Below are 15,360 nucleotides of genomic sequence, written 5' to 3' on the forward strand. Positions count from 1 at the left end.
CTCTTATAACACGGGCCAGCTTGGGCACCGCCAACTGATAGCTTGGATGTAATTCCATTCTTCTCGCTACACCAGTTGCTCTATCTGTACAATTTTAAAACACGCCCTAGGCCCGTACTACCAATCATCGCTCATTTCTGCCTCGACCCAGCGGCGTTCGCGATCAGCATCGGCTTTCTCGATCTCGACGATTTTCTGGTAGAATGGGGCGAGTAGGAGGTCGTCTTTGCAAGTCTGAGCTGCCCTTTCAGCTTCCTCCAACGCATAGCGATACTCTTCGTTCAAAACGCCACCGGTGTAACCACGAGACTGAGGCCTTGCGGCGTGGATTAGCTCCCATTTGGCTTTCTCGAATACTTCGATTCCCATGCTGCGTGCCTTTTTGAGCAGGGCATCAATCAAACGGGGATATCGAAACGCGATGACTGATCCCTCAAAGGCGGTGAGTGAACACAGATCCATCAAATCGTCGGAGGTTTCGACCTTCGCGAGACCTTCGAGGATTAACGGCTCCATCAGTGGACTCGTGCGGGAGACTGCCATCTTGAAGAGCTGCCGCCAGGGGTGGCGTTGTTCTTTGGGGCGACTGAGCATCTTAGCGATGAGGTCACGTGCCAGACTTTCGAAGTCGGGCTCCTTCTCCAGACCTACCAATGGCACGGAGTCATAGAACGGCACTGCTGCAAATCCACCTTGCCCGCGCGCTTCCAGCTCCTCTTCACGCTCGATTCGCCGCAAAAAGAACTCGAACATCTGCCTTGGATGTCGTTTTGCCAATGCGTGGAGAACGCCTTTTTCCTCATAGGAGCTGGGCAGCAGGGGAATCTGGATCAATCGTTCGAGCAGCATGTCGATGGCTTCATCACACACCGGCGCTTCGGCATATCGGTTTCGTCCAATCATGGCTCCAGCCAGACTAAGAGTGTCTTCGTCACTGAGGACCCTTTTCACCAAAGTGAGCGCGAGCCGGTCACTCCAGAAGTGCTTCTTCGGAAAATCAATCAACTGGAAGAAGGCGTGGAGCAAAGGTCCAAGAGCCTGCGCTGCTGTGGCCATCAACGCATCAATGACGGCGGGCGTCATGAGCCAGTCGGAAAACTGAATGGTCGTCAGAAAGCTGCGGGTGATGGGGGCAGACGATGAAGCGAGTCCTTGCTTCACCCTGGATTCGATATCTTCGATCAAAGCGCCCGCGTCCTTTTGAATGAGGTTGCCAACGTAACCAGCCAAGGGGGAGGATGGGGCTGCCAAGATGATGTCTAAAACACCCATCATCAGGGATTGTTTCTGGCGAGCCAGTTCAGCCAGTAGTTCTCCGAGCTTTGCTTGCAGTCCATGCTCGCTGCATTGAGCATTCCACTGCACAAGAAAGTCATGCAGGCTGTTTGGTGAGTTGATTCTACTCAGGAGGGTCGCTGCCACATCTTGGAGCAGTGAGCGCCAGTGCTCTTTCTCAATTTCATGCCATCCACTTTGACGATCTGATTCATATCGATTGAGTGAATCGTCATGACTCCACGAAAGCGTCAGCCTTGCCAGACGAAGCTCGAAAGTATCCGGTAGTGACTGCACGAGCTGCTCACAGGCAGTTCGATAGCTTTCATCTTTCCCATACACGATAGGCCAGCGGACTTGGTGCCTAATGGCATAGTGAATCAAAGGATGGTCATAGCGCTTGGCGAGCCGACAAATGGCTTCAAAGGCCATCATCCGTTCAGGTCGCCATGCTCGGTCTGCCGCTGGAGGCAGGTCGTGGAAAGCGGAGGTCTGCCGAAATGCCTCAGCTAGAACAGGTAACACATTCATTGCCGCTACCGTCCCACGGGGAATAACCACCTCGGTAATAAACGACAGTGCGCGATGGCGGATCGCCTTGGTGATCGCTACGGATACGGCCACCTTTCCGAAGACCAATGTGCGCCTGTCCCGCCAATAGTTTTGCTCGATGATCTGTGCGAAATAGGGCCGCAGGGTCGTGTCGAGCAACAGGCAAGGCTTGTCGGCGACACGTTCGGCATCATTGCTAGTCAGAAGTTTATCAAGCCAGTCGAGGACTCCGGTGGGAGCGTCTGGATAGTTGTGTCTGAAGGAGGCAATCTCGGCGAAATCAGCGAAGCGTCCGCGATTCGAAAAGTCGTCAATCGTGAAGTCACGATGAAGCTGCCACAGAAGTTGGAGGGCACGTTGGCGATGCTCGTTACTCCAAATGGCCAAGGGTTTCAGAATACCTGGCACACGACGCAGGACTTGATCGTGAGTGCTCATGCTTGCGTAGCCCACTTTTGCAGGCGCAGTCGTCATGTCCATGGCCCAACTGGCGAGGTCCAGCGACCGGTCCGGCTGGTAGATCGCAAAAGCAGACCATTTCTCCATCATCTGTGAGCGGTCCCAAAAAGTGGTCTGTTCAAACTCATTCAAGAATCGATCCCAGATTGGCGTGACGATGCGGTCCGAGTTTCCGTCGTGTTTCTTTCCTGCTCTCCATTCAGCCTCAGCTAGATTGTGAAGAACTTGGGCTGAGTGCGCATCTGCGAAGTGATTCAGGAAAGTGTCGATGAAGGCAGTCGAGCGGCCTTTTTCGTCGTAACATGCGACATAGACGAGGTGATCGGAGAACAAGTCTGGCGTGATGCGCAGGCCTTTGTGGGTCGTCACCAGTAGGCCGCATGTCATGAGTGCATCACAGGCTGCATTGATGTCATTTGGTGGCACACCGATGAAGTCAGCCATCTGTTGAACGACCGAAGGTTCACGAGCATCCCATGGTGACAGGAGGGCAATCGAGCGCAGAAGTTTCTCCAACTTCGGCGTGGCTAGCTGGCAGCGAACTCGTTCTAACTCCTGGCCTTCAAATCGGGTGAAGACTTCCGCTCGGAAGGTGTCGCTGCGTTCCAGATCAAGGTGTGTAAGCTCACCGCGCTTGAGCAGCTCGGCCCCCACCAGAGTGATGAGGGCGCAGCCATCGGAGATGTCGGCAAGTGCGCGAGCTGTTTGGTCGTTCCCACGGCCGAGGATTGAGCCTGCAAGCTCGACCATGGATTGCTTCGTGAGCTTGGGCAGTGTTTGGCGATTGATGTCCTCAGCCTGATAGCCAGCTTCCATGAGCCTTTGTTGCAGGCTGTCTTCCGCACCAGGCCGTGTGGAGAGAATCAAACGCGAGCCGTTTGCCTCTTTACTTGTGAGCATCGCCAGCACGATTCCAGGCATGTCCATCCGGTGAGCATCATCATGGATGACGGTCATATTAGTCATCTCCTCATCACGCGGAGGCTCGGCATCAGCAGAAGCGTCTGGATTGATGAAGCGGACCAACCGACCTAGCACCGTGCTTTCCACCTGATCAGCGACTGCTGCCAACAGCCGACTCTTGCCCACGCCCCCTTGAGCGGAAAGGATGAGCGCTTTCCTGCCTTTGCCTCCGCTGGTAAAGCCCACGAGAGCATCAAGAACCTTATCTCTCCCAACCAACGCCGCATGGTGGTGGAAGCTTCGATTGTCTCCCTCCCAGCGGGAGAAGAACTCCTCACGTGTTGAAAGCAGGTGGTCGGGGATAGGAAAGATCGCTTTGGCCCAGCCTGGACTGAAACATTGCGTCAGAATGCGGTAACACTGGCTGCGTGGCGTGCGCAGTAGAAACTCTGTCGAGAGCCGCTCACCGCTCCACAGAGACCAGTTTGGATGCTTCTCATGCACGAACAGTGTGGCGTCGGCTTTGACGTCACCTGTGACCCAAAGCAGGTAGTGTGCAGGATGATGTTTCCCGAACTCGGCTTCGGCCTTCTTGATGGCGCGTTCCGCATCCGACTTGCTGAATGTTTTCATCCGCTTGCATTGCACCACCCAGGTCGCGCGATTCTCCATCGTCGCGAGAATGTCGATGCCAAACTGCTTCTCTCCCGCGCTGCCAACCCGATGCGCATCGATGATCCGTAGGCGACTCGGCCCTTCGCCGTCGAGTGTCAGATTTGGCAACGTGGTCCCGGACACTAACCAAGCCGCGCAGAATCGCTCAAAGCTCTGCCAGCCGAATCCATCTGCATGGAACGGTAACTCACGGGGTGTTGGGCTGACGTGCAATGTTGGCATTTAACCTTGCAAATCTGGAGTTTAATTCCAACTTAGCAAGCACATGAACCCATTTGTCCCGCGAAAGAGGCTCCAAGAGCATGTTTACGCTGCGATGACCACATCGCCGGTGACCGCACTTCTCGGACCTCGCCAGTCCGGCAAGACGTGGATTGCACGCACACTCCGTGTGCCACAAGAGAACTACTTTGACCTCGAAGATGACGTCTCATTGGTGCGACTGGAAGGCGGAGCACAGTCTGTGCTTGATCGCCTGTCCGGCGTGGTGGTGATCGACGAGATTCAACGGCGTCCGCATCTGTTTATGTCGCTCCGAGTGCTCGCAGATCGTCCTGAGCAAAAAGCCAAGTTTTTGATCCTTGGCAGTGCTTCACCTTCACTTCTCAAAGAGTCATCCGAGTCACTGGCCGGCCGCATCACGTTCATCGACATGGCGGGCTTTCACATCGGTGAGTTACCGGAAGACGAGATTGATTTGGGATGGGAACGCTTGTGGACCGTTGGTGGCTTCCCAAGAGCCTACCTCCAACCTGACGCACAATTGTCCTATCGCTGGCGCATGGACTATCTTCGCGCACTCGCCGAGCGTGACTTGAGAGAATTGGCGGAAACCAAGCTGACCAGCGATCAGCTGCGACGCCTCCTCCTCGTGATTGCGCACCACCATGGGCAAGCATGGAATCATACATCAGTAGCTGCCACGCTCGGCATCACCAGCAAGACCGTGCATCGCCACATGGAGTTGCTCAAAGCCGCATTCATCATCCGTGAGATGCCGCCCTATAATGCGAACGTTTCCAAGCGGCTGCGTAAAGCTCCACGCTACTACTACCGAGACACGGGACTGCTACACGCGCTTCTCGGATTGAAGGACTTCACGAGTGTGATGAGTCACCCAGCACTCGGAGCATCCTGGGAGGGCTTTTGCATGGAGCAAATCATCCGACTCTTCGAACTCGATGAGACCCGTTGCTTCTGCTATTCGGTACAAAGCGGCACAGAAATGGACATGGTGGTCGATACCCCCAACGGCATGGTCGGCTTTGAGTTCAAAGCTGGCCCAACTCCAGGCCGGAGTCGTTCCATGATGGAGTCGATTCAAGACCTTGGCTTGACGAAGGTGTATGTGATCTACCCCGGCGACCGACGATACTCGCTGGATGAGAAGATCGAAGTGGTGCCACTGAAAATGCTACCTTCCCTGCACGAACTATTTTGATGGCAGAACACTACCAACCAAGTCATTGCAATGAAATAGGCAAGGCCACGTTAGCCTACTGACATGTATTGCTACTTCGGATTTCTTGTCTCATTCGCAGTCCTGGTTTCATCACTTGAAGCACAGCCAAACGTCCTCTTCATCATCGTCGATGACCTCACGACAACGCTGGGCTGCTATGGCAATGCGCACGTGCGCACGCCGGGAATGGATGCGTTGGCGGCGCGTGGGGTGCGGTTTGATCGGGCTTACACTCAGTTCGCGCTCTGCAATCCGTCGCGCTGCTCGTTTCTCACGGGTTGCTATCCAGAGAAGACGGGCGTGATGGATCTCACGACCAGCATGCGGAAAGCGCTGCCAGACGTGGTGACGCTGCCGCAGCACTTCAAAAACAACGGCTATGCCACCGGACGCGTTGGCAAGGTCTTCCATGTGCCTGATCCGAAGACGAAGCTCGATGTCGAACTCGGCTCCGCGCTGCACCGGGACAACGAAATCCTCACCGAGGCCAAAACGGCGAACGATCCCGATGACAAACCGCGCACGAAGGCCAAGGGCGATGGCTACAACCGCACTTACGCGGCCTCATCGCGGCCAGCGGCGGATTTCACAGATTTCGCGATCGCCGATGATGCCATCGCCACACTGGAACAGTTCAAAGCGAAGCCGTTTTTCCTCGCCGTGGGCTTCATCCGGCCCCACACGCCGTTTGTGGCTCCGAAAGCGTTCTTTGAGGCCATCGACAAGCCCCAGCTTACGCTGCCGCCGTTTTATCGCGAAGGCGGTGAAGACCTCGCGCAACTGCCCAAAGCCTCGCTGCGACCCAACAACAACGTCTTCCGCTACGCCGCACCGACTCGCGATGAGGCCCGCGATGCGCTGCAAGCCTACTTGGCCTCCACCAGCTTTGTGGACTCGCAAATCGCCCGCGTGCTCGAAAAGCTCGATGAACTGCATCTCGACGAAAACACCATCGTCGTGCTCACGGGCGATCACGGCTACCAACTCGGCGAACACGGCCTGTGGGCCAAACAAACACTCTTTGAAGGCGCGAACCATGTGCCGCTCATCATCGCCGCACCCGGTGTGAAGCCCGGCAGCCGCAGCGGCCTCGCCGAGCAGGTGGACATCTACCCCACGCTCTGCGATCTCGCCGGATTGCCCAAGCCGAAGCATGTGCAAGGCCGCAGCCTCAAGCCCATGCTCGACGATCCCACTGCCAAAGGAAAGCAGGTGGCCATCAGCACCATGATCGCCCCGCACACCAAACAACGCGGCCACAGCCTGCGCACCGACGCCTTCCGCTACATCGCCTGGGAAGGCGGCGAAGAACTCCTCTACGACCTGCGCACCGATGCCGATGAGCTCTACAACCTCCCCAAACAACCCGCCCAAGCCGAGCGCATGAATCGAATGCGGGAGCGGCTCGCGACGCATTTGAAAGCTGTCTCCGCACCATGAAAGCGCTACTTACCGCGTTCCTCTGGCTCCTCGCCTCATGCGCCCATCTCTTCGCGGCACAGCCGAACATCCTCTTCATCCTCACGGAGGACCAGGGTGCGCACATGAGCGCGTTGGGCCGCACGGACATCCAGACGCCGAACATGGACTCGCTGGCGGCGAGCGGGGCGTTGTTTCGGCGGGCGTATGTCGCGTATCCGGTCTGCTCGGCGTCGAAGGCCTGCATCATGACGGGTTTGCACAGCCATGTGAACGGACTCGTGAACAACACGAACAACTACCTCAAGCGCGCCGAGAAACTCACCGACGCGGAGAAAAAATCACCGCCTTACCTGCACACACGCATCCGCAGCACGGCGCCGACGCTCGTCGAGGTGCTTGTGCAAAACGGCTACCACGCCGCGGTGAGCGGAAAGCTGCATGTCTCGCCGAACGAGCGCTTTCCATATCATGACTTCTTTCCGAAAGTGCCCGCCAAACACGCGCTGAACGGCACAATCAAGCGCGCGGCGGGCAAACCGTGGTTCTTGATGCACAACACCATCACCTCGACGCATCGCCCGTTCGTGAACAGCGAAAAGCAGCCCATCAGCATCGATCCGGCCAAAGTGGTGCTGCCACCGCATCTGCCGGACACGCCAGTCATTCGTCGCGATTGGGCGGAATACCTCGACGGCGTGCAAAAGGCCGATCAAGCCGTCGGTGATGCCCTCGACGCGTTGCGCGACTCCGGCGCGGAATCGAACACGATCATTGTTTTCATGGGCGATCACGGGCCGGCCTATCCGCATGGCAAAATGACGCCTTACCACTTCGGATTGCATGTTCCGCTCGTCATCCGGCTTCCAGGCGCGAAACCGCTCATTAGCGACGCCTTGGTCAGCGAGATCGATTTGCTGCCCACGCTGCTCGACGTGCTCGGCATCGGCTACGAAGCGCCTTTGCACGGGAAGAGCCTCAAACCGCTCATCGAAGGTCAAAAGGAGGCCAAAGGGCATGAGTTCATCTTCGCCGAAGTCTCCGGCCGCTCGCTGAATCAAAAGCGCGGTATGGAAGAGCGCGCCGTGCTCGACGCCACGCATCAACTCATCCTCCGCAGCCGCCTCGAAGAGCCCAAAGTCATCAACGCCGATCTCCGTGACATGAAACCGTGGATCAACCGCATCTATGGCGAGCTCGTCCTCCGCAAAGCCGAGTTCCCCGAGGCCTTCCGCATGCTCCAAACCATGGACCCGCATGCCCTCGGCGGAAATCCGCCCCTCATCGAGCTCTACGACCTTCAAAACGATCCCGGTGAGCTGCATAACCTGGCTGATGATCCCGCTGCGAAGCCGCATCTCGACCGCTTGCTGGCTGCCTTCAAAACATGGCACTCCGAGACGAAGGACGAGGCGATGATCGTTCCCGCGAGTGGTTTGTGAGTTTGGGTGGATGACGTTCGTTCATCCGCAGTGATGAAACCTCTGCTGCTTCTCTTTTTCCTCTCGACTTCGCTCTTCGCGGCGAAGCCGAACTTTGTCATCATCCTCGCGGATGATTTGGGCTATGGCGACATGCAGGCGAACAACCCGGAACGTGGCAAAATTCCGACGCCGAACATGAACCGGCTCGCGGCGGAGGGCATGCGCTTCACGGACGGGCATTCGAGCTCGGGCTGCTGCTCGCCATCGCGCTACACGCTGCTCACGGGGCGCTACCATTGGCGCACAACGTTGCAGTCCGGCATCGTCGGTTCGTGGGGTAAGCCCCTGATTGCAAAGGATCGCCTGACCATCGCGTCGATGGCGAAGGAGCAGGGCTATGCGACGGCCTGCATCGGTAAATGGCATCTCGGACGCGACTGGCCGATCACTCCGGAGCAAAAGGCGCACTTTGGTGGCTTCGGCGGGAAAGCGGGCGGCGGTGGTCAGGTCTCGACGACGATCACTGATGCACATCGCGAGACATGGAAGGCTGTTTTCTCGCAACGCATCCCAGGCGGGCCTACCGAACGCGGCTTTGACGAGTATTTCGGCACCGATGTGCCGAACTGGCCGCCGTATTGCTTCATCGATGGCGATCGCACGGTCGGCATCCCGAGCGAATTGCTGCCCGCGTCGAAACTGGTGAAGAATCAAGCCAGCCTGCAAGGCCCTGCGCTGGCCGATTGGCAGTTGGAGGGCATTTTGCCTGCGTTGGCGACGCGGGCGGAGAAGTTCATCCAGACGCAGTCGGAGGCCAAGAAGCCTTTTTTGCTGTACCTGCCGCTCACCTCGCCACACACGCCGCTGGCGGTGAATGCCGAGTGGAAGGGCAAAAGCGGGCTGAACAATGATTTTGCCGATTTGGTGATGGAAACGGATCACGTGCTCGGTCGCGTGCTCGATGCCTTGAAGGCCGGTGGCGTCGAAAACGAGACCTTCGTGCTCTTCACCTCCGACAACGGCTGCGCGGCCTACATCGGCGTGAAGGACATGGAAAAGCAGGGCCATTATCCCAGCGGCCCGCTGCGTGACTACAAGACCTCCGTTTACGAAGGGGGGCATCGTGTGCCGTTTGTCGTGAAGTGGCCCGGCGTGGTGAAAGCAGGCAGCGTGTGCAAGCAACTCGTGCTTCAAGCCGACACGATGGCCACGCTGGCGGAGATCCTCGAAGTGAAACTCCCGGACACCGCTGGCGAGGACAGCTTCAGCATGATGCCGCTGCTCAAAGGCGAGGATCGTCCGATCCGCACGAATGCGGTAAACACCGCCTGCGGCGGCACGCCTAGCTTCCGCGATGGACCGTGGAAATACGTCGCCCATGCCGAGCCCGAGCTTTACAACCTCGACGAAGACCTCGCCGAGTCGATGAACGTGGCCCCACTGCATCCCGACCGCGTCAAAGCGATGCAGGCTGCCTTTGAAAAACTCATCCGCGCCGGTCGCAGCACGCCCGGAGCGCCACAAAAGAATGACATTCAGGTCGTGCGCTACCCGAAGGCTACCGCGGCGGCCAAGGCGAAGAAGAAATAAGCGCCCAACCACGCGTAAAGCAGCAAAGAGCAAATCAAGCGCATTGCCGATCCCTTCGTCATTCGCCATTCTGCTTTCGTCATTCTTCTCTTATGTCCGCCTTCTCCGATCCCTTTAAAGAAGCTCGCGCCAGCACAGGCGTGATGCAGTGCCCGTTTCACGGCGAAAACATCACCATGATCCTGCGTCACGAGGATGTGCGGAAGGCGGCGAAGGACTGGCAGACCTTCAGTTCGGACGTGCCTTTCCGCGTGCCGATTCCATCCGAGGAGGACGTGCGCTCCATGCGGCAGCTACCCATCGAGACGAATCCGCCCGAGCACTCGGATTATCGCGCCATCGCCGAGCCTTTCTTCCAGCGGGCGAAGGAGCCGGAGATGATGGGGAAGGTCGAGGCGCTGCTCGATGGCATGCTCACGCAGGCTTTGAGCCGCGAGAGCATCGAGATCGTCAACGAGTTCGCGCTCCCGGTGCAGTCGCGTGCGCTCACTTACCTGCTCAACACCGACGAATCGGAGGCCGACATCTGGATCGGTTGGGGCATTCACGTTTTCAAAGTGACCGGCGGCGAGTTCAAGAAAGGTACCGTGCTGGAAGACTACCTCACACAGCGATTTGATCAGGCGGAGGCCAATCCCGGCGCGGATTTCTTCAGCGCGCTGGTGAAAGCCGAGTATCGCGGCCGCAGGCTCACACGCGAAGAGTGCATGGGCTTCGCGAATCTCGCCTTCGCTGGTGGACGTGACACGATCATCCACACGATCTCCTGCGCTCTCGGTTATTTCGCCGATCATCCAGAGGCGCTTGAGTTTCTCCGCGCTGATCCGAAGCGCATCACGCTCGCCAGCGAGGAGTTCTTCCGCGTGTTCATGCCGCTCACGCATATCGGCCGCGTCTGTCCGAAGGACACGGAGGTGAATGGCGTGACCGTCAAGGCGGGCGAGCGCATCTCGCTCGCCTGGGCGTCTGCCAACTTTGATGAAGCGGCCTTTCCCGCGCCGGACGAGGTGCGTCTCGACCGCAAACCGAACCCGCACCTTAGTTTCGGCTTTGGCACGCATCTTTGCCTTGGTGCTCCACATGCGCGTCTCATCCTGCGCACCTTGTTAAAACTCTGCTGCGATCGCGTGAAGCGCATCACCATCTTGAAGGCTGAGGAGCGCGTCGAGCACGAGGCCAAGTTCGACCGCAAGCTGGGTTACGACTCGCTAGTGGTGAAGATGGAGTCGCTGTGAGCACGATTGGCGCTGCCGAATTCGACACAGCATTTGCTGAGATGTCGGGATAGAGTCCTGCGTTTCACGCTCAACCATGCGCCTTCTGTTTGCAGCTTTCCTCTTCGCCCTCTGCCCTTCGCTCTTCGCGGCGAAGCCCAACATCATCCTCATCTACACCGACGATCACGGCCATGCCGATCTCGGCATTCACGGCGTGGTGAAGGACATCAAGACGCCAAACCTCGACGCGCTGGCCCGCAGCGGCGTGGTGGCGACGCATGGTTACAGCACCGCTCCGCAGTGCGTGCCCTCGCGTGGCGGATTGATGACCGGGCGCTTCCAGGGCCGCTTCGATCTCGATAACAACGGCTCCGCGCTCGACGGCTTCAACAAGCAGACCACCATCGCCACGCGACTGCAGAACGCGGGTTACGCCACGGCGCAGTTCGGGAAGTGGCACCTTGGACCCACGGACGCGATCACGAAGCATGGCTTCAAGCATGTGTTTTCGCAAAACGCCCAGCGTCCATTTTCCGCCAACATCACGCTCGATGGCCAAGACCGCCCGATGGGCGATCTGCCGCCGACTGAGTATCACCTTGATGGCTGCTCCAAGGCCGCCGCAGCGATCATCGAGCGCTACAAAGATCAGCCGTTCTTCCTTTACGTGGCCTATCGCGGCCCGCACACGCCGCTGGATGCAACGAAGCGCTACATGGACCGCTTTCCCGGCGAGATGCCGGAGCGACGTCGCGCCGCGCTGGCCATGCTGTCCGCCATCGACGATGGCGTGGGCCTCATCACGAGCACCTTGAAGAAGCACGGCCTCACCGAGAAGACGCTCATCTTCTTCATCGGCGACAACGGCGCTCCGCTGAAGATCCACAAGGTGGATTCGCCGCTCCAGGGCGACGCAGGCGGCTGGGACGGCAGCCTGAACACACCGCTGAATGGCGAAAAAGGCATGCTGGCCGAAGGCGGCATGTCCACGCCCTTCCTCATCGCCTGGCCCGGCACCATCCCCGGCGGGCAGGTTTATGAGCATCCCGTGAGTGCGCTCGATGTGGCCGCCACGGCTGTTGGAGTCCAGCCTTCAGGCGACTCTGAAAGGTCGGCTAAAGCCTCGACTCCAACTGACCTCGACGGCGTGAATCTTCTCCCGCATCTCACCGGCGAAAACAAAGCGCCGCCGCACGAAGCCCTCTACTGGCGCTGGATGGCCCAGAGCGCCATTCGCGAAGGAAACTGGAAACTCCTGCGCGGTGGAGATCGCGAATACCTCTACGACCTTGCCACCGACCGCGAGGAGAAGCACAACCTCGCCGCGAAGCACCCCGAGATCGCCACACGACTACGCGCGAAGCTCAAAACTTGGGCCGACGGCCTCACGCCACCCGGCATGGCCCTTGGTCCCATGGCTGCGACTTGGAACGACTACTTCGATTTTTATCTCGAAGGCAAGCCCGTGCCGAAACCCGCCGCCAAAGCCGAGCCCGACACCGTGAAGACGCGCGGCTGGATCGCCCGCGGCGGCAGCTTGATCGAAAAAGACGGCCTCCTCGTCCTCACGCCTGATAAAGCGGCCAAAGGCTGCTTCATCACGAACAGCCAGCTCAAGGCGCGATCTCCCGCCGCGCTGCATCTCACCCTCAAAACCACCGCCCAAGGCCCCGCCGCCATCGCGTGGCGTGCCGATGGCGACAAAGACTTCCTCCCCGCCAACCGCGTCCCCGTCGAGCTCCAATCCACCGCCGACTGGCAAACTCACACCCTCCCCATCCCCGCCACCGCCCGCATCATCCACCTCCGCGTCCACCTGCCCGGCGCCACGGAGATTCGGGAGATTGAGGTGCGGGCGAAGAAGCAGTAAGCAGAATCGCCTTATGAAAGCCGCATTCGATGTCCTCAAAGAACGTCAAATCATCACGGTGGTCATGACTCGCGACTCCGTTTGTGCGGGAGATGATTGTGATGCCCCACACGAAAAGTCTGCCTCGACATACTCATTCTTAGACCCTTCCGTTTTCGCCCAAGCCATCTCAAACAGCTACCTGCCATCAATCAGTGGCTCTGGTCATTCATGGACCTGCCTGCTTAACGGAACAAAAATTGCCATCATCGGGACTAAAGATGTGCGTTCCTTAGTGCGCATTACACCGTTTGCAGAGACAAACCGCGTTCATTTCAATTATCACTCGGCCTCTGGGTGAAACGGGCCAATTACTTAACCGCTAACATGACGCTAATCAGACGCTGATACTGATCCTGAGCCATTAGCGTCATATCAGCGTCTCATCAGCGGTTTCAAACCGGCTTAATGGATGTCCGCCATCTCCAAATCCGACACACTCTTTGCCGGAATGTCGGGCTGCGGACGACGTTTCAGGTCGCGATGCTTCGCTCTCTCCTCCTTCTCTTCGCCCTTGGCTCTTCGCTCTCTGCTTTTGCTTCGCAGCCGAACGTCATCGTCATTCTCGCGGATGACCTCGGCTGGAGTGACACGTCGCTTTATGGGACGACGACGTATTACCAGACGCCGAATGTCGAGCGGCTGGCGAAGCGGGGGATGACGTTCACGCGGGCGTATTCGGCGAGTCCGTTGTGCTCGCCAACGCGGTCGGCGTTGCTCACGGGGCAGAGTCCGGCTCGCACGGGGATCACGGTGCCGAATTGCCACGAGCCGAGGGTCGTTTTGCAGGCGACGACGGGCAAGAAGGCTCCGCCGGACCAAAAGGCGATCATGCCGGATCCTGTGACGCGGTTGAAGACGGAGTATCGCACGCTGGCGGAGACGCTGAAGGACGCGGGCTATGCCACGGCGCATTTTGGGAAGTGGCACCTCGGGCCGGAGCCGTATTCGCCGCTGCAGCAGGGGTTCGATGTCGATCTGCCGCATCATCCGGGGCCGGGGCCTGCGGGCAGTTTTGTCGCGCCGTGGAAGTTTGCGAACTTCAAAGAGAAGTCGCCCGGCGAGCACATCGAGGACCGCATGGCGGCGGAGGCGGTGGCGTGGATGGAGCAGACCAAGGACAAGCCCTTCTACATGAACTACTGGATGTTCAGCGTGCATGCGCCCTTTGATGCAAAGAAGGCGAACATCGAGAAGCATCGCGGTCGCGTCGATCCAAAGGACGCACAGCGCAGCCCGACCTACGCGGCGATGATCCAGAGCATGGACGACGCCATCGGCACGCTGCTCGACGGTCTCGACCGGCTGAAGCTGGCGGACAACACGATCATCGTCTTCACTGCCGACAACGGTGGGAACATGTACAACGAAGTCGATGGCACCACGCCCACCAGCAATCGCCCGCTGCGCGGCGGCAAAGCGACGATGTTTGAAGGCGGCACGCGCGTTCCGTGCGTGGTGGTTTGGCCGGGAATCGCGACACCGGGGAGCCGGAGTGATGCGCTGGTGCAGAGCGAGGATTTTTATCCGACGTTGATGGAGGGCTTGCATAGTAGCCATCTCGCTCCGCGAGATGAGCAAGGTGCTGCATCAGCAGAGAAAGCGTCCGGTTCATCGAAAATCTCTCCTTCCAGCGGGAGCGCTCAGCTCGTCTCGCGGAGCGAGACGGCTACTTTCGATGGCTCCAGCATCGTCCCCGCACTCAAAGGCGATGCGCTGGCTGGCAAAGCGGTGTTCCAATACTTCCCGCACAATCCGGGCGTGCCGGATTGGCTCCCGCCGAGTGTTTCCGTGCATCGCGATGACTGGAAGCTCATCCGCATCTTCCACGGCGGCGAGAAAGGTGCGCATCGACATCTGCTCTTCAACCTGCGTGAGGATCTCAGCGAAAAGAACAACCTCGCGGCGCAGAAACCCGAGTTGGTGGCAGAACTCGATGCTTTGATCGAAGGCTTCCTCACCGACACGAAGGCCGTCGTGCCCGTGCCGAATCCGGCGTTTGATCCGTCGAAGTATCGTCCTGAACTCGAAGGCAAACAGCAGCCGAAGGGCAAAGCGAAAGCGCCTGCGAAAGGTAAAGATGATGCCATCCCGGCGCTGCAAGGTTGGAAGGCCCGCGATTGCCAAGCGGCGGTCAAAGAGGGCATTTTGCGGCTCACGAGCATCGGTTCCGAATGCTTTCTCGGCTTCTCTGCGAGCAAACACAGTGGCCCCACGACGGCGAAGTTCCGCATCAAGGCCCAAGCTGGCCGCAGCCACTTCGACTGGCTACCGGGCGGTGTCGGCAGCAAACCGCAGCGGAGCGACTTCACGCTGAAAGGCGGCGATTGGGAAGAAATCCGCGTCGAACTGCCTGCGGAAGGCCCGCTCGGCATTGTGCGCCTCTATTTGCCCATGCAGGAGCAGGCGGTCGAAATCGACTGGATCGAGCTGATATCGAAAAACGGCTCCAAACCGACGCGGACGGCGTTTTGA

General features: G+C 58.6%; 9 protein-coding genes. 8 read left to right on the top strand and 1 reads right to left on the bottom strand.

The genetic code is table 11. The features are described 5' to 3' along the window. Nucleotides 1-117 precede the first annotated feature (117 nt). Nucleotides 118-4,086, bottom strand: a complete 3,969-nt coding sequence (locus ACILSE_RS05030; RefSeq protein ID WP_395716267.1) for a restriction endonuclease — start codon at nt 4,084-4,086, stop codon at nt 118-120. Nucleotides 4,087-4,129: 43 nt separating this feature from the next. Between ACILSE_RS05030 and ACILSE_RS05035 the strand changes: the two genes are divergently transcribed. The 8 genes from ACILSE_RS05035 (at nt 4,130) to ACILSE_RS05070 (ending at nt 15,360) form a co-directional block, all read left to right on the top strand. Continuing rightward, a complete protein-coding gene (locus ACILSE_RS05035) occupies nt 4,130-5,305 on the top strand; it encodes an ATP-binding protein (RefSeq protein WP_395716268.1) in 1,176 nt (391 codons plus the stop codon). A gap of 63 nt (nt 5,306-5,368) precedes the next feature. Then, nucleotides 5,369-6,766 carry a sulfatase gene (locus tag ACILSE_RS05040; RefSeq protein ID WP_395716269.1) on the top strand — a complete coding sequence of 466 codons (1,398 nt, stop codon included), beginning with the start codon at nt 5,369-5,371 and terminating at the stop codon, nt 6,764-6,766. After that, the gene (locus ACILSE_RS05045) at nt 6,763-8,187 is read left to right on the top strand and encodes a sulfatase (protein WP_395716270.1); all 1,425 of its coding nucleotides are present in this window, start codon (nt 6,763-6,765) and stop codon (nt 8,185-8,187) included. The genes ACILSE_RS05040 and ACILSE_RS05045 overlap by 4 nt, the downstream gene beginning before the upstream one ends. Before the next feature lie 33 nt (nt 8,188-8,220). Next, a complete protein-coding gene (locus tag ACILSE_RS05050) occupies nt 8,221-9,759 on the top strand; it encodes an arylsulfatase (RefSeq protein ID WP_395716271.1) in 1,539 nt (512 codons plus the stop codon). Between the two features lie 92 nt (nt 9,760-9,851). Then, a complete protein-coding gene (locus tag ACILSE_RS05055; protein WP_395716272.1) occupies nt 9,852-10,994 on the top strand; it encodes a cytochrome P450 in 1,143 nt (380 codons plus the stop codon). Nucleotides 10,995-11,070: 76 nt separating this feature from the next. Next, nucleotides 11,071-12,846, top strand: a complete 1,776-nt coding sequence (locus ACILSE_RS05060) for a sulfatase (RefSeq protein ID WP_395716273.1) — start codon at nt 11,071-11,073, stop codon at nt 12,844-12,846. 13 nt (nt 12,847-12,859) lie between these two features. Next, a complete protein-coding gene (locus ACILSE_RS05065) occupies nt 12,860-13,186 on the top strand; it encodes a hypothetical protein (protein ID WP_395716274.1) in 327 nt (108 codons plus the stop codon). A gap of 182 nt (nt 13,187-13,368) precedes the next feature. Beyond that, nucleotides 13,369-15,360, top strand: a complete 1,992-nt coding sequence (locus ACILSE_RS05070) for a sulfatase (protein WP_395716275.1) — start codon at nt 13,369-13,371, stop codon at nt 15,358-15,360.

It is taken from the genome of Prosthecobacter sp., from assembly GCF_044236155.1.
Taxonomy (GTDB): Bacteria; Verrucomicrobiota; Verrucomicrobiia; order Verrucomicrobiales; family Verrucomicrobiaceae; genus Prosthecobacter.